The 24,026-nt window shown below is 36.5% G+C and carries 16 protein-coding genes; 8 read left to right on the top strand and 8 right to left on the bottom strand.

Annotated elements, in window-relative coordinates; translation table 11 throughout:
* Positions 1–30 precede the first annotated feature (30 nt).
* Positions 31–4,365 carry a DNA-directed RNA polymerase subunit beta' gene (gene rpoC, locus VB798_RS05255; protein ID WP_323256688.1) on the top strand — a complete coding sequence of 1,445 codons (4,335 nt, stop codon included), beginning with the start codon at positions 31–33 and terminating at the stop codon, positions 4,363–4,365.
* A 590-nt stretch (positions 4,366–4,955) separates the two neighbouring features.
* Here the strand turns inward: rpoC and VB798_RS05250 are convergent.
* Positions 4,956–5,963 (bottom strand): Gfo/Idh/MocA family oxidoreductase, encoded by a 1,008-nt coding sequence (locus VB798_RS05250; protein ID WP_323256687.1) that lies wholly within the window; start codon positions 5,961–5,963, stop codon positions 4,956–4,958.
* Between the two features lie 221 nt (positions 5,964–6,184).
* Here VB798_RS05250 and VB798_RS05245 point away from each other — a divergent pair, with 221 nt between their 5' ends.
* The 3 genes from VB798_RS05245 to VB798_RS05235 all read left to right on the top strand — a co-directional run bounded on the left by VB798_RS05245 (position 6,185) and on the right by VB798_RS05235 (position 12,835).
* Positions 6,185–6,757, top strand: a complete 573-nt coding sequence (locus VB798_RS05245; protein WP_323256686.1) for an adenylate kinase — start codon at positions 6,185–6,187, stop codon at positions 6,755–6,757.
* A 78-nt stretch (positions 6,758–6,835) separates the two neighbouring features.
* Positions 6,836–7,891: a GTPase ObgE gene (gene obgE / locus VB798_RS05240; RefSeq protein ID WP_323256777.1), complete on the top strand. Its 1,056-nt coding sequence runs from the start codon at positions 6,836–6,838 to the stop codon at positions 7,889–7,891.
* Positions 7,892–8,008: 117 nt separating this feature from the next.
* Positions 8,009–12,835 (top strand): T9SS type A sorting domain-containing protein, encoded by a 4,827-nt coding sequence (locus VB798_RS05235; protein ID WP_323256684.1) that lies wholly within the window; start codon positions 8,009–8,011, stop codon positions 12,833–12,835.
* Positions 12,836–12,897: 62 nt separating this feature from the next.
* Here VB798_RS05235 and VB798_RS05230 read toward each other — a convergent pair whose 3' ends face one another.
* The 3 genes from VB798_RS05230 to VB798_RS05220 all read right to left on the bottom strand — a co-directional run bounded on the left by VB798_RS05230 (position 12,898) and on the right by VB798_RS05220 (position 14,654).
* Positions 12,898–13,800 (bottom strand): hydroxypyruvate isomerase family protein, encoded by a 903-nt coding sequence (locus VB798_RS05230; RefSeq protein WP_323256682.1) that lies wholly within the window; start codon positions 13,798–13,800, stop codon positions 12,898–12,900.
* A gap of 207 nt (positions 13,801–14,007) precedes the next feature.
* Positions 14,008–14,367 (bottom strand): TM2 domain-containing protein, encoded by a 360-nt coding sequence (locus VB798_RS05225; RefSeq protein ID WP_323256680.1) that lies wholly within the window; start codon positions 14,365–14,367, stop codon positions 14,008–14,010.
* Complete coding sequence (locus tag VB798_RS05220; protein WP_323256678.1) at positions 14,364–14,654, bottom strand: DUF2752 domain-containing protein; 291 nt, start codon at positions 14,652–14,654, stop codon at positions 14,364–14,366. The genes VB798_RS05225 and VB798_RS05220 overlap by 4 nt, the downstream gene beginning before the upstream one ends.
* A gap of 330 nt (positions 14,655–14,984) precedes the next feature.
* Here VB798_RS05220 and VB798_RS05215 point away from each other — a divergent pair, with 330 nt between their 5' ends.
* The 4 genes from VB798_RS05215 to VB798_RS05200 all read left to right on the top strand — a co-directional run bounded on the left by VB798_RS05215 (position 14,985) and on the right by VB798_RS05200 (position 19,054).
* Positions 14,985–15,416 (top strand): HYC_CC_PP family protein, encoded by a 432-nt coding sequence (locus tag VB798_RS05215; protein WP_323256676.1) that lies wholly within the window; start codon positions 14,985–14,987, stop codon positions 15,414–15,416.
* Positions 15,417–15,521: 105 nt separating this feature from the next.
* Complete coding sequence (locus VB798_RS05210; RefSeq protein ID WP_323256674.1) at positions 15,522–17,780, top strand: TonB-dependent receptor; 2,259 nt, start codon at positions 15,522–15,524, stop codon at positions 17,778–17,780.
* A 6-nt stretch (positions 17,781–17,786) separates the two neighbouring features.
* The gene (locus tag VB798_RS05205) at positions 17,787–18,350 is read left to right on the top strand and encodes a helix-turn-helix domain-containing protein (protein WP_323256672.1); all 564 of its coding nucleotides are present in this window, start codon (positions 17,787–17,789) and stop codon (positions 18,348–18,350) included.
* A gap of 356 nt (positions 18,351–18,706) precedes the next feature.
* Positions 18,707–19,054, top strand: coding sequence for a heavy-metal-associated domain-containing protein (locus VB798_RS05200; protein WP_323256670.1), 348 nt, complete (start codon positions 18,707–18,709; stop codon positions 19,052–19,054).
* A gap of 91 nt (positions 19,055–19,145) precedes the next feature.
* On the opposite strand, the gene VB798_RS05195 is transcribed toward VB798_RS05200, so the two are convergent.
* From VB798_RS05195 to VB798_RS05180, 4 genes are all read right to left on the bottom strand, one after another.
* Complete coding sequence (locus tag VB798_RS05195) at positions 19,146–19,655, bottom strand: GNAT family N-acetyltransferase (protein ID WP_323256668.1); 510 nt, start codon at positions 19,653–19,655, stop codon at positions 19,146–19,148.
* Positions 19,627–19,932: a type II toxin-antitoxin system TacA family antitoxin gene (locus VB798_RS05190; protein WP_323256666.1), complete on the bottom strand. Its 306-nt coding sequence runs from the start codon at positions 19,930–19,932 to the stop codon at positions 19,627–19,629. The genes VB798_RS05195 and VB798_RS05190 overlap by 29 nt, the downstream gene beginning before the upstream one ends.
* Positions 19,933–20,194: 262 nt before the next feature.
* The gene (gene accD / locus VB798_RS05185; RefSeq protein WP_323256664.1) at positions 20,195–21,037 is read right to left on the bottom strand and encodes an acetyl-CoA carboxylase, carboxyltransferase subunit beta; all 843 of its coding nucleotides are present in this window, start codon (positions 21,035–21,037) and stop codon (positions 20,195–20,197) included.
* A 214-nt stretch (positions 21,038–21,251) separates the two neighbouring features.
* A complete protein-coding gene (locus VB798_RS05180) occupies positions 21,252–23,882 on the bottom strand; it encodes a T9SS type A sorting domain-containing protein (protein ID WP_323256662.1) in 2,631 nt (876 codons plus the stop codon).
* Between the last annotated feature and the right edge of the window lie 144 nt (positions 23,883–24,026).

Below are 24,026 nucleotides of genomic sequence, written 5' to 3'. Positions count from 1 at the left end.
TAATTGAACGTCAATAAAATACATTCTTATATGTCATTCAAAAAGAATAGAAAATTAAACAGTGAGTTCTCTAAGGTAACCATTTCATTGGCGTCACCTGAGTCGATTCTTGAAGGATCACACGGAGAAGTTACTCAACCGGAAACAATCAACTATAGAACTTACAAACCAGAAATGGGTGGTTTGTTCTGTGAGCGTATTTTCGGCCCTACAAAAGACTGGGAATGTCACTGTGGGAAATATAAACGTATTCGTTATAAAGGTATCATCTGCGACCGTTGCGGTGTAGAAGTTACTGAGAAAAAAGTACGTCGTGAGCGTATGGGACACATCGAATTAGTTGTGCCTGTTGCTCACATTTGGTACTTCCGTAGCTTACCAAACAAAATTGGTTACTTGTTAGGTCTTTCTACGAAAAAACTTGACCAAGTAATTTATTACGAAAGATACGTAGTAGTTCAAGCTGGGGTAAAAGCTGAAGATGGTGTTAACAAAATGGACTTCTTAACTGAAGACGAATATTTGGACATTATCGACAAGTTACCTCGTGAAAACCAATTGTTACCAGACGAAGATCCTCAGAAATTCATTGCTAAGATGGGTGCTGAGGCGTTGGATATGTTGTTGAAACGTACTGAATTAGATAATTTATCTTATGACTTACGTCACTCGGCAGCAAACGATACTTCTCAACAACGTAAGGCTGAAGCCTTGAAACGTTTGAAAGTAGTTGAAGCTTTCCGTGAAGCGGGTACTCGTATCGAGAACAAGCCAGAATGGATGGTTATCAAAATGGTACCAGTAATTCCACCAGAATTGCGTCCGCTTGTACCTTTAGATGGTGGTCGTTTTGCGACTTCGGATTTAAATGACCTTTACCGTCGTGTAATTATCCGTAACAACCGTTTGAAGCGTTTGATCGAAATCAAAGCGCCAGAAGTAATCTTGCGTAACGAAAAGCGTATGTTACAAGAGGCTGTCGATTCATTATTCGATAACTCACGTAAAATCAATGCTGTTCGTTCAGAAGGTAACCGTGCTTTGAAATCACTTTCAGATATGTTGAAAGGTAAGCAAGGACGTTTCCGTCAGAACTTACTAGGTAAACGTGTCGATTACTCTGGTCGTTCGGTAATTGTGGTTGGTCCAGAATTGAAAATGCACGAATGTGGGTTGCCAAAAGATATGGCTGCCGAGCTTTTCAAACCATTTGTTATCAGAAAATTGATTGAAAGAGGTATCGTGAAAACGGTAAAATCTGCCAAGAAAATTGTTGATAGAAAAGACCCTGTAGTTTGGGATATTTTGGAAAACGTAATGAAAGGACATCCTGTTCTTCTAAACCGTGCCCCTACGCTTCACCGTTTGGGTATTCAGGCATTCCAACCTAAATTGATTGAAGGAAAAGCAATCCAATTGCACCCATTAACTTGTACGGCATTTAACGCCGATTTTGATGGTGACCAGATGGCGGTACACGTACCACTTGGACAAGAAGCAATTTTGGAAGCATCTCTTTTAATGTTAGGTTCGCACAATATCTTGAACCCAGCCAACGGAGCGCCTATTACTGTACCTTCACAAGATATGGTTCTTGGTTTATACTACGTAACAAAAGGACGTAGACATACACCAGAATATGAAGTGAAAGGTGAAGGCATGAAGTTCTACGGTTTCGAAGAAGTTGTAATCGGGATGAACGAAGGAGTTGTTTCTAAACACGCTAATATTGAAGTAAAAGCGAAAGTGCGTAAAGAAGATGGTACTTTGGTTGACGAAATGGTGAAAACTGTTGCTGGCCGTGTATTGTTCAACCTTTGCGTTCCTGAAGAAGTAGGATATATCAATGAATTGTTGACTAAGAAGAAATTACAACAAATCATTGCTACAGTATTTAAAATCTCTGGAGTTGCTCGTACTGCGAAATTCTTAGATGATATTAAAGACCTAGGATACCAAATGGCATTCAAAGGTGGTCTTTCAATGGGTATCGGTGACATCATCGTTCCTGAAGAAAAAGCTGCTTTAGTTGCGCAAGCAAAAGATAGAGTATCTGAAGTAACAGATAACTATTTGATGGGTTTAATTACAGATAATGAACGTTATAATGCTGTAATTGATATTTGGACATCAGTGAACAAGAAAATCACTGATACCTTGATGAATCAAATGGAAAACGATAAACAAGGTTTCAATGCCATCTATATGATGATGCACTCTGGAGCTCGTGGTTCTCGTGAACAGATTCGTCAGTTAGGTGGTATGCGTGGTTTGATGGCGAAACCTCAGAAGAACTTACAAGGTTCGGTTGGTGAAATCATCGAAAACCCAATCCTTTCTAACTTTAAAGAAGGTCTTGACGTATTAGAGTACTTTATCTCTACTCACGGTGCTCGTAAAGGTCTTGCCGATACAGCCTTGAAAACCGCCGATGCGGGTTACTTAACTCGTCGTTTGCATGACGTTGCTCAAGATGTAATCGTAAATGAAGAAGATTGCGGTACTTTAAGAGGTATCCAAACTTCAGCATTGAAAGATAACGAAGAAATCATTGAACCATTATCAGAACGTATCTTGGGTCGTGTATCTATCCATGATGTGTATGATCCTGTTACTGGTAAATTATTAATCACAGCAGGTGAAGAAATCAGCGAAGAGGCAGCTCTTTCTGTAGATGATACTGCGATTGATTCAATTGAAATTCGTTCGGTATTAACTTGCGAAACTCGTTATGGAGTTTGTGCTAAATGTTATGGACGTAACCTTTCAACAGGTAGAATGGTAAGTATCGGTGAAGCTGTAGGTGTAATTGCATCGCAGTCAATCGGTGAACCAGGTACGCAGCTTACACTTCGTACATTCCACGTTGGGGGTACTGCTCAAAACGTAACGTTGGATGCAGCTATCAAAGCGAAATTCGACGGTATCATTAAATTTGAAGAGATGCGTACAGTTTCTTCGGTTGACCCAGAAGGAAAACCAGTTGAAATTGTAATGGGTCGTTCAGGTGAGGTTCAAATTTTGAATGCTAACAATCCTCAACAAGTATTTATCGCTAATAACGTTCCTTACGGTTCTTATTTGAGAGTTAAAGACGGACAGACGATTACTAAAGGTGAAGAAATTTGTGCTTGGGATCCATATAACGCTGTAATCTTATCGGAAGTTGAAGGTACTATTCAATTCGATGCTATCGAAGAAAATGTTACTTACAAGGAAGAAGCCGATGAGCAAACAGGTTTACGTGAGAAAGTAATTATCGAATCTAAAGATAAAACTAAAAACCCTGCAATCTTGGTTGTTGTGAAAGGTGCTGATGAACCAGTAGCTTACAACGTACCAGTAGCGGCACGTTTATCAGTAGAAAACAAAACGAAAATTAAACCAGGACAAATCTTGGCGAAAATTCCTCGTGCTGCTGGTAAAACTCGTGATATTACGGGTGGTCTTCCACGTGTAACGGAATTATTTGAAGCACGTAACCCATCTAACCCAGCAGTAGTTTCTGAGATTGACGGTGTTATTACTTTAGGAGGTATCAAACGTGGTAACCGTGAAATTTATGTACGTGCTAAAGATGGTGGCGAACGTAAATACTTGGTGCCATTGTCTAAACACATCCTTGTTCAAAATAATGACTTTGTGCGTGCTGGTGTACCGCTTTCAGATGGTGCTATTACGCCTTCAGATATTTTGGCTATTAAAGGACCAACTGCTGTACAAGAGTACTTAGTAAATGAAATCCAAGACGTTTACCGTCTGCAAGGTGTGAAGATTAACGATAAGCACATCGAGGCTATCGTTCGTCAGATGATGCAGAAAGTAATCATCGTTGAATCTGGAGATACAATGTTCTTGAATGGACAAAATGTTGATAGATTCTTATTCCGTGAGGAAAACGATAAAATCATGGATAAGAAAGTAGTTATGGATGCAGGTGATTCTGATAAAATGAAAGTAGGTATGATTGTTTCTGCTCGTGCTTTGCGTGACGAAAACTCTTCATTGAAACGTCGTGATATGAAGATTGTTACAGTACGTGATGCTTCACCAGCGGTTTCTCAACCAAACTTACAAGGTATCACTCAAGCATCTTTAGGAACTGACTCATTCATTTCTGCGGCTTCTTTCCAAGAAACAACGAAAGTATTATCTGAAGCATCTATCCGTGCAAAAGCTGATACATTAGATGGCTTGAAAGAAAACGTAATTGTTGGTCACTTAATCCCAGCAGGTACGGGTGTTCGTAAATATGCAGACTACGTGATTACTTCTAAAGAAGAATTACAACAAGTTGAAACAGCTAAAGAAGCCAAAGCCCAAGAAAAGGTTGGAGGTTATCGTAAAGCTCGTTGGATTGTGTAATCTAATTTTGTAGCAATATAAAAAATGCCCTTTGATTCATTTCAGAGGGCATTTTTTTTGATTTGAAGACTTTAGGATTTTTAGACTGAAAGATATAGAAAGCAAGACACAAGATTTTTTACTTTAAGATTTGTTCTTCATTGAACAAAACCACTTCAAGTAAACTCTAATGCACTCAGAGTGCTCTACAAGACCACTTCAAGTGAACTCTAATGCACTCTGAGTGCTCTATAATACCGCTTCGAGTGAACTCTAATGCACTCTGAGTGCTCTATAATACCGCTTCGAGTGAACTCTAATGCACTCAGAGTGCTCTATAATACCGCTTCGAGTGAACTCTAATGCACTCAGAATGCTCTATAAGACCACTTCGAGTGAACTCTAATGCACTCAGAGTGCTCTACAAGACCACTTCAAATGAACTCTAATGCACTCGGAGTGCTCTATAAGACCACTTTGAGTGAACTCTAATGCACTCGAAGTGCTCTATAAGACCACTTTAAGTGAACTCTAATGTAAATTTTGACTGACCACCGAAGACCGAAGACCGAAGACCGAAGACCGAAGACCGAAGACCGAAAGCTGTTCGCTTAATATCTCTTAATTTGCTCCATAATCTTAATTTGCTCCAAAACTTCTTCTGGTTTTACCAAAAGTTCAGCTTTCCCAGTAATGGCTTCATAAAGATTTTGGAAAAGTATTCCCCAATCGCCTTTTAGGGTTTCTATCGTTCCTCTGAAATGCAAACCGTTGATGTCTGTATTAATAATGCCCGAATTACTTTCTGGTTCAATGCCGAAAGTATCCATATTTGGCATGATGCCCGCTTTTAAATGGTCTTCTTGTACATCTATTCCATACTTTACAAATGAACCTTTTGTTCCGTACAAAATATATCGTGGACCTTCTTCACGCACTAATAAACTTGATTTTAAAGTAACTTTTAGCTTTCCATAATTGAGTCTAATATCAAATGAATCGTCTATTTCAGAACCTATTCTTTCCGTACAGGTTTCGCCCCAAACTTTTTCTGGTGTACCAAAAAGCACAATTGCTTGGTCGATAATATGTGAACCTAAATCATACAAAATACCGTTAGCAGCATTGTTGGTTTCTTTCCATTTCTTGGCATTCAAAATTGGTTTATAGCGATCAAAATGCACTTCATAGCTTAATAAATCACCCAATAAACCATCTTCAATTACTTTTTTTACTGTCATAAAATCGCTATCAAAACGGCGATTTTGGTAAATAGAGATTATTTTACCTCTTTCTTGCGATAGTTGAATTAACTCTTCTGCTTCTTCAGCAGTAGCGGTGAAAGGTTTTTCGACCAACACATGCTTATCAGCCAACAAACATTTTTTAGCAAATTCGTAATGTGTAGCGTTTGGCGAACAAATACTTACCAAGTCGATAGAATCGTCGGCTAATACTTCTTCCAAACTTTTCATTACTTCAACAGCAGGAAAATATTCTTTTGGATTTTGACTATTCGAAACAATCGTTTTAAGATTGAAATTAGGATTTACCGAGAAAAATGGGGCTTGGAGGTATCTACCTGATAAACCAAAACCAATGAGCGCAACATTGAGCATTATTTATTGGGAGTCTGTTTATAAATTTATTCTAACAAAATAAGCATAAAACTAGTAAAGTTTACTGGATATTGCCTTGTCTATCATCGCTAGTTTTGATTCATCTATACCTCATTTGCTAAATTATCAGACAATTAGCTGATATTTCATTATGGTTCTCGTAAATTTGTAGTCTTATAACAAAACGATAATAAAGAACTTTAAAAATAACGGTGTAACCAATGTTAAATCTCGTCTTATTCGGCCCTCCAGGTGCAGGTAAAGGAACACAGTCAGCTAAATTAATTGAAAAGTATCAGTTAGTACATATTTCTACAGGGGATATGTTTCGCATGCACATTTCTAATAATACTGAACTAGGGCAACGTGTGAAACAAATCTTAGCTGATGGGCTTTTAGTACCAGATTCGGTGACGATAGATATGTTAGAAGAAGAAGTAAAGAATAATCCTGAGGCAAAAGGCTTTATCTTTGACGGCTTTCCACGTACTGTAACACAAGCAGAAGCATTAGATGCTTATTTGACCAAAAACGGACAAAAAATTAATGGTGTAGTTCAGTTAGATGTTAACGAAGACGAAATCAAAAATAGAATTGCTGAAAGACAAAAAGTATCAGGTCGTGCTGATGACGATGCTGATAAATTGTTGAAGCGTATCGACGAATACTTCTCTAAAACTGTTCATGTTTTACCATATTACGATGCCCAAGGCAAAGTATCAAAAGTAAATGGAATCGGTAATATCGAAGAAATTTTTACTAATATCTGTACTGCAATTGATGCAGTAAAATAATTTATCTGTGGGTTATTTGTAGTGATTTTATATTGCTAGAAGTAACCCATTTTTAAATCAATCAATAATATCCAAAATATCATGGCATCCAACTTCATTGACTACGTAAAAATTAACGTCCGTTCGGGCCACGGAGGAAGCGGCTCTAGCCATTTCCGTCGTGAAAAACACGTACCTAAAGGTGGTCCAGATGGTGGTGATGGCGGTCGTGGAGGACACGTTGTTCTGAGAGGAAACTCACAACACTGGACTTTACTCCACCTAAAATACCAAAAACATATTTTTGCTAAAGACGGAAAAGGTGGCGAAGGCGGACGCCGTTCAGGGCTTCAAGGAGAAGATGCAATTATCGAAGTACCATTAGGAACGATTGTAAAAGACCCAGAAACGGGTGAAGTATTAGCAGAAGTTACTAAACACGACGAAGAGGTAATTTTATTAAAAGGTGGAAGAGGCGGTTTAGGAAATACCAATTTTAAATCATCAACAAATCAAGCTCCACACTATGCACAGCCTGGTGAAATAGGCGAAGACATGTGGGTAGTTTTAGAACTTAAAGTATTAGCTGACGTAGGTTTGGTAGGTTTCCCGAATGCAGGAAAGTCAACTCTACTTTCAGTAATGTCGGCAGCTACTCCAGAAATTGCAGATTATCCTTTTACAACATTAACACCAAATTTAGGTGTGGTAGCTTATAGAAATTTCAAGTCATTTATCATGGCTGATATTCCGGGGATTATCGAAGGTGCTGCTGAAGGTAAAGGCTTAGGAACTAGATTCTTAAGACATATCGAACGAAATTCTATTTTGTTGTTTTTAGTACCTGCTTCGGTAGAAAACATCGAAGAAGAGTATTTGATTCTTCTCAATGAATTAAAGCAATATAACCCTGCTTTGTTGGATAAAGAAAGAATTTTAGCAGTCTCTAAAATGGACTTAGTTGAATCTGACGAACACAGAGAAAGAATCATCAAGCAAATTCCAGAGAATTTACCTTATATCTTGATTTCTTCAGTGATGCAACAAGGTTTGGTAGAATTGAAAGATTTATTGTGGACAACTTTACAGAATGCTCAACCACCAGTAGAAAAAGCTACTGAAGATGTTGAACAACTCGAAAGTGATTCTGAGTAAAAATATTTTATAATCTACATTTCAGATAATATGAATGAAATGTAGATTATTATAGTACCCATCAACTCCATTTGATTACAGCATCCGTTTGTAACAAAAGCAATCAACTCAATAACTATGAAAACAAGCTGTTCATATCTTTTAATGATTTGGTTGATCCTATCATTAAAGGTATCGTCTGCACAAACTCCAACAATTACTGCTGCTGGTGTTTATACTTGTACTGGTACAGGAACTTCTAAGCTCACTTTACCAAGTGGCTATGTTGTTTATGAATGGTATAATGCCAGTAATGTTTTAGTTGCTTCAACACAAACCTATCTTGCCACACCCGGAACTTACACGGCAAAAGTGAAACAAACTGCGCTTGGTTCTTATACTTCAGTAAGTGCTTTTACGGTTACGCAGATTGTTCCTACTGCTCCAACGGTTACTCCACCGAGCGATGTTGTAACGGCAGTTTGTGGCACAAGTACTAGGAATATTGTAGCCAGTGGAGCAACTAATTATGATTGGAAAAGAGACGGAACAGCTTTAAGCATCACCACAGCAACTTTGTCAGTTGCCGGAACTTCTGTGACAACAGCGGGTACTTATTCTTACACAGTTTCAACAACTAATAGTACAACAAGTTGTACATCAACAAGTACAGCTGTTAGTTTAAAGGTTTCTCCGAAGCCCACAACACCAGTAATTTCAGCTTTGAGTCCAAATCTAATTTGCGGAACTGATACAAAAACATTAACAGCAACGACAGGCGGAACTTCTTATGTTTGGAAACGAGATGCAACAGTATTGGGTTCAACCACAAATACTTTGTCTGTTACTGGGAATGATGTTTCGCTTGCAGGAACTTATACTTATAAAGTAGCTCTTCAAAACTCAGTTGGTTGTGCATCTGATACTTCTGTGGCTGTTAGTTTAAAGGTTTCTCCGAAGCCCACAACACCAGTAATTTCAGCTTTGAGTCCAAATCTAATTTGTGGAACTGATACAAAAACATTAACAGCAACGTCAGGTGGAACTTCTTATGTTTGGAAGCGTGATGGAACTACTCTTGGTTCAACGATTAATACTTTAGCAGTATCAGGGAATGATGTTTCTACGGCTGGAACTTACAACTATAAAGTAGTTTATCAAAACTCTGTTGGTTGTGCATCTGATACTTCTGTAGCTGTTAGTTTAAAAGTTTCGCCCAAACCAGCTACACCCGTAATTTCGCCTGTAAGTTCTAGCTTGATTTGTGGAACAGAAAGCAAAACGTTAACTGCTACCAGTGGTGGAAGTTCATATACATGGAAAAGAGATGCAACGGTGCTGGGTTCAACGACCAATAGTTTAGCGATTAGTGGAGCAAGCCTTGTTACGGCAGGAGTTTATAAGTATAAAGTAGTCCTTATCAATGCAGTTGGTTGTGCCTCTGACACTTCTGCGGTCATCAATCTAACATATTCTCCGAAGCCAGTAACGCCAATTATTTCGCCAGTAAACCCTAATTTAATTTGTGGAATTAACACAACAACTTTAACCGCTACGAGTGGTGGTGCTTCTTATATTTGGAAACGTGACACTACCACACTAAGTGCTGTAATCAATACTTTATCAGTTAAAGGAACAGACGTTTTAGTAGCAGGTACTTATAATTATAAAGTTGTTCTAAAAAATACTGTGGGCTGTTTCTCAGATACTTCGGTAGCGATTAGTTTAAAAGTTTCTCCGAAGCCTGCTACTCCAGTAATTTCATCTGTAAGTCCAAACTTAGTTTGCGGAACAGAAGTAAAAACTTTAACCGCTACAAGTGGTGGTACTTCTTACGTTTGGAAACGAGATACCACAACATTAGCTTCAACAATTAATACATTATCAGTTAAAGGAACGGATGTTTTAACGGCTGGTACTTATAGTTATAAAGTTGTTTTGAAAAATGCAGTTGGCTGTGTTTCTGATACTTCAGTTATACTTAGTTTAAAGGTTTCACCGAAACCTGTTAAACCTGTTATTGCTCCAGTTGATACCAATGCGATTTGTGGAATAAGTACTAAAACACTTACAGCAACAACTGGTGGGACTTCATATATTTGGAAACGAGATACTACTACTTTGTCTTCAAAAATAAATGCTTTAATCGTTACGGGTAATGATGTGTTAAAAGCAGGGACTTATTTGTACAGAGTAATATTACAGAACTCAGTTGGTTGTTTATCAGATACTTCGGTAGCTGCCAGTTTAAAAGTTTCCCCAAAACCAGCTACACCAGTCATTACTACTCCAAGTTCAACCTTGATTTGTGGTTCAGAAACTAAAACCTTAACGGCTACCAGTGGTGGAAGTTCATATATTTGGAAACGTGGGGCAACTATTCTTTCATCAAAAGTCAATACCTTAACTGTTGCAAGAACCGATGTGAGTACAGACGGTACTTTTAATTTTACAGTTACGTTAAAAAACGTAGTTGGCTGTGTATCTGATACTTCAGCAGTACAAGCTTTAGTACTTTCAGTCAATCCTGCAAAACCTACTATCACTGCTGGAGGCGTGACTACTTTTTGTGAAGGTGGAAGTGTTGTTTTAACTTCTTCCTATACTAGTAATGGCAATGTTTGGAGTAGAATAAATGGAACAGATATACAAACTTCTGGGGTAAATGGCATTACAGTCACGGCAAGCGATACCTACACAGTCAAAGCAAAAAATATCTATAGTTGTTTTTCGGTTTCGTCTGAACCTCAGATTGTTACAGTAAATGCAAATCCAAGCCCACCAGTTATATTAGAAGGAACTGCAGTTAGTATTTGTAATCTTGACAGTACAGTATTGAATGCAAACAATAAAGGGAATGGGATATATTCATGGAATAATGGAAAGAAAACAAAAAGTATCACGGTAAATACTGCTGGAAACTACAGTTTAACTTATACTGATGGAAATACTTGTACTTCTGCGGCATCATTAATAACGGTGTTGACGGTAAATCCTTTGCCTGCGAAGCCAACGATTACTGCTAGTCGTCCTCTTGAATTTTGTGATGAAGATTTCACTACGTTGAAGTCATCGGTTTCATCAGGCTATATTTGGAGTAATGGACAAACAAGTGCTCAAATTGATGTAAAAGTTTCCTCTATCGTTTCTGTAGTAGCTGTTTCAGATAAAGGTTGTAAATCAAAAGATGCTTCAAATCCATTAACTGTGGTGGTAAATCCTTTGCCGAATACTCCAACTGTTTTAGCGAATGGTCCATTAATTTTCTGTCCAGATTCTACCGTTACTTTGTCGTCTTCGGTAATCGGAAGTGAATATATTTGGACGAATACTCTTAATAGCACAGTGTTCAATAAAACACAATCTGTTGTTATTGCAGAGCCGGGAGAGTATGCTGTTCAGGCTATCAGTGCTAAAAAATGTGTTTCTAAAATATCGAAAAGTGTTAAAATAAATGTACGTGAGGCACCTCAACCTGCTAGTATTTTGGCATCGCCAATTGCTACTTTTTGCAAAGGAGGAAATGTTACTTTAAGAGCGTTGATTGCCAACGGAAATGTTGACCGATATAGTTGGAGAAATGAAGATAATCAGAAAGAAATCGCCACGACTTCAGCCATCACAACTGATACTTCTGGAAGATATTCTGTTAAAGTAAGAGATACCTTTGGTTGCTTTTCAGCCTATTCAAAAGTATTGAAAGTAACAGTGAATCCATTGCCGAATAAACCTACTTTAACAATTGTTCGCCCTAAGATTTTCTGTGATGGCGATAGCACTTTATTGCAAGCAAGTTTACCAAGTACAACCACAAATGGTAGCAAAAATATCTATCAATGGACAGTTGATGGGCAATTACAAAGTAATATCAATGGAAGAACTTTTATTTGGAAAAAAGCAAATTCAATTGGAGTAACAGTGATTGATACAAATGGTTGTAAATCTGTCGCAAGCTCTGATACGATAAAAACAACTGTTAATCCATTACCTTCAGCACCGTCTATTACTATCAAGGGTTCAAACCCTTTTTGTGCGGATAAAAATGTTGTTTTAACAGCCATCGGTGTGCAAGCGAATAGTTATAAATGGAGTATTTCTTCAAGTACTAGCAGTACAATTACGGTAAATACGGCTGGAAATGTAACGGTTCAGGCGGTAAGTGCATTTGCATGTCTTTCTAATCCATCTCAACCAATTATTTTAAATATTTATCCATTGCCTGCCGCTCCACAGATTGCTAATGTTTCAAGTACTGTATTTTGCGATGGCGAAAGTGTTACTTTATCTACGGTAAATTCAAATAAAGCTTATTGGTTTAAAAGTACTAACGATTCTCTTGGAACGGGTTCGAACAATGCGATTGCTATCAATAAATCAGGGAATTATTTTGCCAGAGTAGAGGATAGGAATTCATGTTTTTCAGCTCCTTCTAATAGCATCACGGTTGATGTACGTGCGCTTCCAACGATGCCAGTTATTTCACAAGCTGGAGCTTTCTATTTAGAAGCACAAAGCTCTGGTGATGAAGAAGGCTATATTTGGAAGTACAATAACGAAGTCCAAAAGAGCTTTATCACAAAAACTATTAAAGTAAAGAAAGATGGTGATTATCAAGTACAGGCAAGTGTCGTGTACAATCAAGTAGCCTTGCCGGGTGGAAAATTGATGTGCTATTCGAAACCATCAAATGTGTATAAATATACGCAAGATCTAAGTTTTGAAGGTGTAAATGTTTATCCTAATCCAAGTGCTTCTGGCGATATTACGATTCAAGTGGTGGAAGACTTAGTAGGTGCCGAATTAATAGTATATACTATGGAAGGAAAAATCATTGAAGAATTTAAAATTGGGAAATTCGATACGCCCAAAACGATAAAGCTGACGGGTTCAATCGGCAATGTTTATTATATCAAACTCAGAACAGATAGTTTTGAAAAAGTGAAGAAAGTATTAGTGATGAACTAAATATAGCAACTTGAAATAAAAAAGCCTTTTAATTCTTGATTTGAATTAAAAGGCTTTTTATTTTATATATCGCAAATTAAAACACCTTGTTTTAATGAAGCAATTTTATCAGCTTTTGCTGGAATAAACTCTTGTCCAACGAAACCTTTATAACCAGTATCAACAATTGCTTTCATGATAGCAGGGTAATATAATTCTTGGCTATCGTCAATTTCATTTCTGCCCGGAACGCCACCAGTGTGGTAATGAGAAATGTATTGATGATATTTTTTAATCGTTGCAATTACGTCCCCTTCCATGATTTGCATGTGATAAATATCATAAAGCAATTTGAATTTATCAGAACCAACCATTTCGCATAAAGCAGCGCCCCAATCGGTATGGTCACATTGATAATCTTTGTGATTTACTTTAGAGTTCAACAGCTCCATCGTGATGGTTACATCATGTTTTTCGGCTGTTTTCATGATTCTTTGCAAACCTTTTTTACAATTAATCAATCCATCTTCATCACTTAAACCATTTCTGTTTCCAGAAAAAGTAATTAGGTTTTTAATACCAGCTTTAGCCGCTTTCGGAATTAAATCTTCATACAAAGCCACTAAAGCATCATGATTTTTGACATTGTTGAAACAGCTTGTTAAACCCATGCCATTTCCCCAGTTGTTAGCCTCTGGCCAACCCATAGCAGATGTCAAATCATATTTTTTTAAGATTTCCCATTCCGAAGGTCCAGTCAATTCAAGACTTTGCATTCCGATTTCTTTCGCAGATTTACATAAATCTTCAAAAGGAATAGATGAATAACACCAACGGCAGGCAGAGTGATTTACTCGACCTTTTAATGCGGCACCTATCTGTGTGTCTGCCGCTTCAATGCGATTGCTGAGCGAAGAAGTAAGCATGGTTGCAGTTACCGCACCGACTCCCTGTAGAGCCGCTCGGCGTGAAAAAGTTTTTTCCATAGTTTATATTATTGCTGATTTGAACCTAAAGAGTATAGCTGAAAGAATTAATACTCAAATTCTATGAAATTTAGGATATTTTTTTGAAAAAACAATCCTGATAACCTCTGTTGATTCATGAAAAGGATAATAAAAAAAGGCTTTCTAACAAGATATTAATGTTTTTAATACCTGATAGAAAGCCTTTTATGGAAATTGGACCACAAATTATGGATTCCAAGTTTTCATTAAATGTAAAGTCTCGTAAGCGGCTTTTTGATTGTATTCAAAAGCCAAGCTTTTATAATTTACTAAATCGACAATTGTACCGATAAAGCATAAACCGCCCGTAAAGAAATAAAGTATTCCCATTCCGATTTGGTCTGTCAAGAATCTTTGAATACCAGCAAAACCAAAGAAGCCAACCACAGTTGTTACTAAAATAAGTGTGCTGTCACGGCGTTTGTTTTGATACATCATCACGAAGGTTTTTTGTTGGTCTTCTGAATAATCTTTGATTAAATTTTGGATAAACATGGCTTCCTCAGCTTCAAGGTTAGAAAGCATCATCATTAGGTTCGGATTCATAGTTTTGTATGTTTAAATGTTGGTAAGTATGTTTTTATTAAAGTAATAATTCTGTGAATAATGACAATCAAAGCGAAAATTCCAAGTGGATGACTTTCAAATGATTGCTCTAAATTTCCGTGTAATAAAAACGAAATCGAATGCCCAATTCCGCAACCCGGACAAAATGAAAATCCTAAATTCTTTATCGGACAAAGCGTAAAATGATGTTCCATTGGATTATCAAAAAACAACCAGATTAATGCACCTAGCCAGAAAATCAGTTCGATATTGAATTTGTGTTTCATTGTGAATCAAAGGTGGATTGATTTTCTGAATATTGGCTATAATTATACACCAATTGTCTTTTTTATGGGTGAATACTTCGTTTTGAAGGATGAAAATATTCCAGCAGTACAAATCAGAAAATTATGCAACATTATCAGAAACAAATATAAATACTTGTAATGTTGTAAATGTGTATCTTTGTGGAAGGTTTTAGCATTCGGCTTTCGGTCGTCGGCTATCAGCTTTAGTTTAACAATAAGATTTAGCATTAGATACAAAGCAGTTTTCTTTATATATATTATCCGAAAGCTGATTGCCGAAGACTGAAAGCTTTATTCTTATAGCCAAAAATGAAAAAAATACTCATACGCATATTTTGCCTTTTGATGGCCTTCCAAGTGCTTTTCGCAAGCGTTGGATTTGCTATGTATGAGCATCTTTGTAAAATTAGTGGTAAAAGTAAAGTTACTTATACGCAACCCAAACGTTCTTGTTGCGCCAGTAAAGCTAAGATGACTAATAGTTCATCTAAGACTACCATCAAAAGAGCGAAATGTTGTTCTGATGCTGTTACGCATTATAAAATTACTCCGAATGCTTCGCAAGGAGTAAAAGTAGATTTTCATTTCCCTGCTTTCGATTGGTTGGTAGAAACACCTGTTTTCCCTGCTTTTGCTTGGGTTGCTCAATCGGTTTCTTTTAAAATTCCTCATTACTACAATACTGCTCCGCCTTTGTTTGGGCGAGAACGCCTTATTTTCATCCAGTCTTTCTTAATCTGATTTTTTGTTAGAATCTCAAACGTTATCTTTCAGGTAATTGCGTTATCTTATTGTTGATAAATAAGCAAAAGCCTCTTCGTTTAAAAATTTTAACATCAAAAAATCATGGATTCTACTGTTGTTTTAAAAAGACTCTCTGGATTTATTATCCTTATAATCAGTAATATAGTGTTTAGCTTTCAGACTTTTTCTCAAAGTGGAGAAATTGTTCGTGGAATCGTTTTAGAAAAAAAATCTGACGGAAAAAAAGAAGCCATTATCGGTGCAACACTCCGTTGGCAGAATGCACAAAGAGGAACCTCTTCCGACGAAAAAGGAGAATTCTCCTTATCAAAAGCTCCACAAAACCATCAACTAATCGTTAGTTCAGTAGGATATAAAACTGATACTTTGATGGTTCATTCCTTAGCATTTTTAGAGATTTATCTCAATCCAGAAAATGCGGCTTTATCGGAAGTTGTTGTAAAAGCCGAAGCTACTTCTATGGATAGAATGAATCCTATTCATACCGAAATCATTACTTCAAAGGCTCTCGCCAAAGCGGCTTGCTGTAATTTATCCGAAAGTTTTGAAACCAACGCTTCTGTTTCTGTGAGTTATGCAGATGCTGTGACGGGAGCAAAGCAAATCCAATTATTAGGTTTATCGGGCAATTATATCCAGACAAATGTTGAAAATATTCCCGCCATCCGTGGATTAAACAGCACTTTTGGGTTGAATTATATTCCCGGTACTTGGATTTCTTCGATTGATGTTGGCAAAGGTGCGGGTTCGGTAGTAAGTGGCTACGAGTCTATGACGGGTGCTTTAAATGTTGAATTAGCTAAACCCGATGTAGCCGAAAAATTGTATTTGAATACTTACATGAATAGTCAGGGTAGGGGAGAAATCAATTTGAATTTAGCCAATAAAATCAATGAAAAATGGTCTGTTGGTTTATTGACGCACGCCAGTACTTTACAAACTAAGTTAGACCAAAACAAAGATGGTTTTTTAGATTTACCACTTTATACTCAATACAATGCTATCAATCGTTGGAAGTATCAAAGTGATAAAATGATGGCTTCTTTTGGAATTAAAGCACTTTATGAAGACCGTTTGGGCGGACAAGTAAATTTTAATCCTGATACCGACCGCAATACTGCCAAAGCTTATGGTTTCGGAAGTACTACCAAACGTTATGAATTCTTTAGCAAAACCGCCAAACTTTATGAAACAAAGCCTTATCAAGGTTTGGGCTTTATCGTCAATGGCGTTTATCATGATAATGTTTCTTATTTTGGTTTTAAAAACTATTCGGGTACTCAGAAAGGTTTGTATGCTAACTTAATCTATCAAAACATTTTTGGAAATACCAATCATCAATACAAAGCTGGTTTAAGTTATTTGTTAGACGATTATAACGAAAAGTATCTTGATTCTACTTTCAAAAGAACCGAATCTGTACCAGGTGCTTTTGTAGAATATACTGAAACCATTCCTGATAAATTAACGCTTGTGTTGGGTGGAAGAGTAGATTTTCATAATCTTTACGGAACAAGATTTACGCCTCGTGCGCATTTGAAATATGATATTACATCAGAAACACATCTTCGTTTAAGTGCAGGAAAAGGTTGGAGAATGCCCAATGCCATTGCTGAAAACTTCGGCATGTTAGTCAATTCCAGACAACTTTCTGTGCCAGAAGTTATTCGTCCAGAAGAATCTTGGAATTTCGGAGCGAGTTTAAGTAACGATTTTTATCTCTTTGGCAAAAAAGGAACTATCATTTTAGATGTGTATAGAACCAACTTCCAGAACCAATTAATCGTAGATATGGAAAATGCTGATTTAGTCCGTTTCTATAATTTAAAAGGTCGCTCGTTCTCGAATAGTTTTCAGGCAGAAGTAAATTATGCTCCAAGCAAACGCATAGAAACTAAATTGGCTTATCGTTTATTTGATGTTCAAAATGATGTTTTAACCCCAACGGGCGAGCTTACTTTGTTGCCGAAACAGTTTGTCAACCGTGAAAGAGTATTATTCAACATTGCTTATGCCTTGCCTTATAACAAATGGAAGTTTGATTTCACTTGGCAATGGAATGGCAAACGTCGTATTCCAAATAGTACTGAAGGGCACGTACATTCTGCTACTTCTCCAGAGGTTTTCGCTCCTGCTTTTTCAAATATTAATGCACAGGTTACGAAGGCTTTCTTGAAATGGGAAATGTATGTGGGTGGAGAAAACCTAAATAACTTTACACAAAGCAATCCGATTATTGCGGCAAATGACCCTTTCCGGAAAAATTTCGATGCCTCAATGGTTTGGGGACCAGTTATCGGCCGAATGGTTTATGTGGGGATGCGTTATAAAATTAAATAGGCTGTCATGAAATTATACATCAAAAATATGGTTTGTGACCGCTGTAAAATGGCGGTTAGCCAAATACTTACTCAGTTAAATATAGAAGTTCAACAAATGGAACTGGGCGAAGTAAGCATTAAACAGGATTTAGACGAAAATATCCAAAGTACTTTAGCGAAACAATTAGAAAATATTGGCTTTGAATTGTTGGATGATAAACGTAAAAAAATTGTTGAGAAGATAAAGAATGTAGTGATTGAAATGGTGCATCAATCCGATGCGGATGTCGATAAAATTACGCCTTCTTTTCTGATTTCAGAACGTGTTGGCAGAGATTATAAATATTTAAGTACCTTGTTTTCGGAAGTAGAAGGAAAGACGATAGAACAATATTTGATTTTCCAGAAGATAGAGAAAGTAAAGGAATTATTAATTTACGATGAATTGACATTAAGCCAAATCGCCGACCAATTGCATTACAGTAGCGTTCAACATTTATCGAATCAATTCAAAAAAGTAACGGGACTAACGCCCAGTCGCTTTAAAGAATTGCAAAATCATAAAAGAAAAGCCATTGATGCGATTTAGGTAGTGATTGGTAAATAGTAAATTCCGCCTTCGTTGGAGTTATCTCCAACAAGGGCTTAAAAAGCTAAAAAGCGGGTGGTTATATTCTCCGAGCGGATGGCTATATTCTCCGAGAAGGTGCTTACATTCTTCGAGTGGGTGGCTATATTCTCTGAGCGGATGGCTATATTCTCCGAGAAGGTGCTTACATTCTTCGAGCGAGTGGCTATATTCTCCGAGCGAGTGGCTATATTCTAAAAGCGAGAGCTTAAATACTCAGGTTTGATGCCAATTGATTTGACAACTTTACAAAAGTTGTCAAATCTGGAAATAAAACAGGAACAAATTTTTAAACAACATAATAAACAAATAACAACATGAAAAAGAACATTTTAGTATTCATCCTTTTATTGGTTTCAGTGTTCACTTTTGCAGAAACACCTAAGAAAGAAACTGTAAAAATCAAAACTTCTGCCATTTGTGAAATGTGCAAAGAGCGTATTGAGAAAAAATTAGCTTTTACCAAAGGAGTATCAGAGTCTAATTTGAATGTAGAAAGTAAAGACAAAGTGGTTACAGTAACATTCAATCCAAAGAAAACCTCTGTGGACAAAATTAAGAAAGCGATTTCTGAAGTAGGTTACGATGCAGAAGAAGTAGCAGCTGATGCAAAGGGTTATGAAAAATTACCTTCTTGCTGTAAAAAAGGAGGGATGGCGCATTAAGCGTTTTTTAGCGGAAAGATATAAGCAATGACCGTTATTACTCATGCCATGACTTCAATTCATGGCATGAGTTTTTTATGGAAAAAGAAATTTAAAGGTTGTTCGAAATTAAATCTTCAATAGTTTTCATTGGAAGCAACATTTTTCCAGAGCTTGGTAGTAAAATAAAACCATAAGATTCATAAAATGTTTGAGCTTTTATATCAATCGCATCAACCACCACTGCAATCGTTCCTAATTGATTAGATAATTTATAACATTCGTTTAAAGCATCTAACAATAAAATTTCTCCAAAACCTTTTCCTTGAAAGGATTTATCTATGGCTAACCTACCCAGTAATATAACAGGTAAATCTTCATAACTTTTGGGTAGTTTTTTACTTAATTCTTCGGGCAAAGATTCTTTTTGGATAGCATTGGCAGACAATGTATAGTAGCCTTTTACTGTTTGTTCATCATCCACTAAAACGTAGCATACCGATAGCTTCCTTTTTACATCTTGGCTTGCTTGTTTACTTATATAATTGTCTAACAGTAGTTGACCACAGCTAAATGTATCTTTTTTATGTAGATTAGCTAATTTCTGAATCTGAGCTTTCATTGGTCTCAATAAATTTTTTGTAGCTTAATTGAGCTCGTTTTAATTTGCTATTAGGTTTTGGTGGATTCAGTACAGCATCAACAAAAACTCTTTTATCTTCAATCGACTTTAGAATTAAGTTGTTTTCTAGTATTATTTCGTTTGCATGTTTATTAATACAATAAATTACAAACTCAGATAAATTTTTAAATCCACTAATTTCAGAAGCATATTTAACGAACTCTTTTTGCTCTTTGCTAATCCGAACATCAATTCTATCATTAATTATTGTTCTCATGACTTTATGCTTTATTACTTGTTAATGTATTTTCTGTAATTCATATTGTTACCTCTCAAATTATCTAATATTATATATCAAACACAACATTTTACTAAATAGTCTTTGAATTACCATCATAAAAGTACGAATATTTGCCGTACAATATAATTATACAAAACAAATTTTTGACTAGGGAATTTTAAAATACAAAGGGGTTGTTGATTCAAAATCAACAACCCCTTTTATAATCTCAAAGCTCATTGCTCAAGGCTTAAAGCTATTAAGCTAACATTCCCAATAAAGAAGAAAGCTTATCTTTTAAATCTTTTCTATCTACGATAAAATCAAGGAATCCGTGTTCTAAAACGAATTCTGCACTTTGAAAACCTTTAGGTAAATCTTTACCAATTGTTTCACGAATTACTCTTGGTCCAGCGAAACCAATCAAAGCACCCGGCTCAGAAATGTTGAAATCACCAAGCATTGCATAAGAAGCCGTAACACCGCCTGTCGTTGGGTCAGTCAATAATGAAATGTAAGGAATTCCTGCCTCAGCCAATAAAGCTAATTTTGCAGAAGTTTTAGCCATTTGCATTAAAGAGAAACCTGCTTCCATCATCCTTGCACCACCCGATTTTGAAATCATCAAGAATGGGATTTTGTGTTCAAGGGCATAGTCGATACCACGAGCAATCTTTTCACCAACTACCGAACCCATTGAACCACCGATAAATGAGAAATCCATTGCAGAAACTACGATTTCAATATCGTTCACTTTACCATGCGCAGTTCTAACGGCATCTTTCAAACCAGTTTTCTTTTCAGTAGCCTTGATACGGTCTGGATAACGTTTTGTATCCACAAAGTTCAGAGGATCACCTGATGAAAGCATTGCGTCCAATTCTGTATATTTTGTTTGGTCAAAAAGTAGCTCAAAATACTCTTGTGAGCCAATTTTCTCATGATAATTACAGTTTGAACAAGTATAAGCGAACAAACGATGTTCACGAGTGTGCATTGCTTTCTTGCAAGATGGACACTGATACCAAAGCCCATCTGGAGCTTCACGTTTTGATTCTGTAGGGGTTAAAATACCCTTATCTTTTCTGGTAAACCAAGACATATTTTATGATTTCTAAATTCAAATGTTAATGATTGAAAGCCTTTTGTTCCAATTTATTAGTGTGGTTAGTTCACTGCTAGGAAGCGAAAAATCTTCGCAAAGATAAGGTATTGCTATTCGACTTATAACATTTTTGTGAAAAATTGTATGAGTCACAACAAAAACGAGCCTGATTGAATAGACAAAAAGGCTCGTTTAAATTCACTCAAAATGATTATTTCGCTAAAATTATCTTTTTATTGATTACTCCATTTTCAGTTTGAAGTTTCAATAAATAAGTACCATTTGAAACACCACCAAGGTTAATAATATGGTTGAATTCGTTTCCTGAGTTGTTATGTTGCTCGTTGAAAACAGATAATCCAAAGATATTTACGACATTGATAGTTACATTTTTAGTAGCTTTCGCAAAGCTTGCTTTTATTTTGTATTCGCCAGTAGTTGATGGATTTGGCGAAATCGCTATTTCAATATCATTACTTGTTTCGTTACCTAAAACGGTTGGATTTGTTGGCGTAACAGGCTTGCCAGATGGCCCTTGAATATTTAAATTATCCACAGTCCAGCCCCAACCATGTGCTAAAGGGTCAGCTAAAAGTCTGAAACGAACTAAAACATTATCACCTGCTTTAAAATCACCAGAACTTAGCATATCAATTTCTCTTTTTCTGAAAAGATTAGGATTACCAACTGTTTTTGAGTTTTGGTCTTTATCAACATTTAAGCTTGTCCAAGCTTTAGCCCATTCAGGGTCATCGTTAGAATCCCATCCAGCTTGAAACCACTGCCAAGTTTTACCACCGTCTTTAGAACCTTCAACAACAACATAATCGAAGAAATCTCTATCTGGAAAAACTGAACCATCAGCACCTGTTTCTACTAAAACTACCTCATCAAAATAGATTTTAGCCGTATCACTTCTCAAAGTAATTGGTCTTAATAATTGAGCAATATAATTTGAGAAAAGATTTCCATCAGATTCAAATACTTCTTCAGAACCATTTTTATAAGGATGGTCTGAATTTAAAGCAATACTGGTAAAGTTAGTTGGTTTCGAAAAGGTAAATCCTTTCAAATAAAAATCTTCTGGAGCAGCAGGCGAAGTATCAAAATTATTATTGTAGGTATTCACTGCTGGAAATAATTTCAATACTTTAAATTCATAAAAACCAGTTTCTGGAGAGAACCTAGTATTATGGGCTTTCGCTTTATCTTTCACGACGATACGATATTTTACAACATCATTTCCTTTGAATTGGGCTGCCGTAAATTTAAAGCTACCATCAAAAGTAATGGTTCTATCAGCCGTTGTATAAGTCAATAAGATTGGCGCTTGCTTTACATCATTGATATAATATTCTACATAAGCACTATCAATCCCGATGTTATCAAAGGCTTGTCCTTGTGGTAATTTTACTTCAGTATCGGTTGTATAAATAGAGTAAATATTGTTGGTATAAGCAATGACTGGTTTTACAGTATCGGCACCGATAGTAAAGCGATAGAAATTAGTAAAGCCTTTGGTACTCAATGGTGCTTCTGCTGGTGTCGCTAATTTTCTACCAGCTAAATCTTCTCCTTGCCAATAATAACTAATTTGTCTTCTATCTGTTGACTTTGGAAGTGTATATGAGTACTGATTACCACTTTTTGTTAAAGGTACTTCTTTGGCATCAGCAATGAGGTTAGAGGTAGTCATGTAAAGTTTTACAGAACCATCTTTGATAGCAGTATCTCCGAACACTTTAGCCGTAAAAACGTAATCTTTATTAGTATCTTCATTATCAGTGAAAGCGTCATGAGTAATAGAACTACTAACCCAGCCCATATCAGCAAAAAAGTTTAATATAATTGGTCCAAGGTCACGAGTTAACTCTCCAGCAGCAATGGATGGAGTCATCAAAGCATTTGGGTCGCCGATACGATAGGTAGCTTGGTCAACATGATAAATACTTGAACCCGCACTATAGGTTGTTGGGGCATACAGTTTGGCTTGCTTATTAGCATTTGCTTTTGTTGCAGATGGGCTATTCAAGAACAATTTTCCACCAGTAATTTCCTTACGAAGAGCTTCCGAAAAGTTGTCAATCGTAGTAGAGTCAATTAAAGATACTCCCGTACTGTTTACTATAAAATTATCAAAAATACCTGCTGAACCTACAAAGCTACCACTTCCCCAACCTGCGACTGTTTCATTTGCCCCGAAAGTACCAATAAAACCAAGTCCATGTCCAAACTCATGTAATACAATTGAATAAAGGTCATACTGTAAACGAGTTGGTGTTGATTCGCCAGTGTACCAGTCTGTACGGTCAGAATTAAAAGTAGCAACGATATCAGCTTGGTCTTCTCCGTTCAAATCTTTTCTAGCCATTTTTTCAGCAAGTGCAATTGGATACCAAGTGCCTGCTTTAGCCGCTCCGGGGAAATTACGATAATATGTAGAAGCACCAGCTGAACCTAAAACACCAGTGGCAAGACTTCTCCAACGTACTAATATTTTAATAGGGACGTCTGAATTTAAAGCATTTGCCCAAGTAGCTGCCGCTTTTTCGAATATGGCTTTTACTTCTGTAGATAAATTTGAACCTTGTTCATAAAACACTTGGAAGTTTGACGCTTGGCTTGATGATTTACGAGTATTGGCAGCGAGTTTTTTGTCAGCTTCTAATTTAGCTTTCATCATCTCTGTATAGCCCATTGGGAAAACACGTTCTTTGGCTTGCTCAGGAGTTTGGGCATAATCAACAATTTGAGTACCGGGAATAGACTCAATTTTGATTTTTTGAGAGAAAGCCCCAATGCTTCCCATTATAAAGAAAGTAAAAAGTAATATTTTTTTCATATTCAAATGTTTTTAGGAGACTTATTAAATAGAAATTGAAGTGTTTGCTACACAAGATAATAACTATTTTTGATAGAAATTAATAAAGGATTTAGAAACGATAATTAATCAAGGAGCAAGCATTATGTAAACGAAAAAAAAGGC

The sequence above is a fragment of the Arcicella lustrica genome (assembly GCF_034930985.1).
Classification (GTDB): Bacteria; Bacteroidota; Bacteroidia; order Cytophagales; family Spirosomataceae; genus Arcicella; species Arcicella lustrica.
This window is presented reverse-complemented; position numbering and strand designations above follow the sequence as displayed.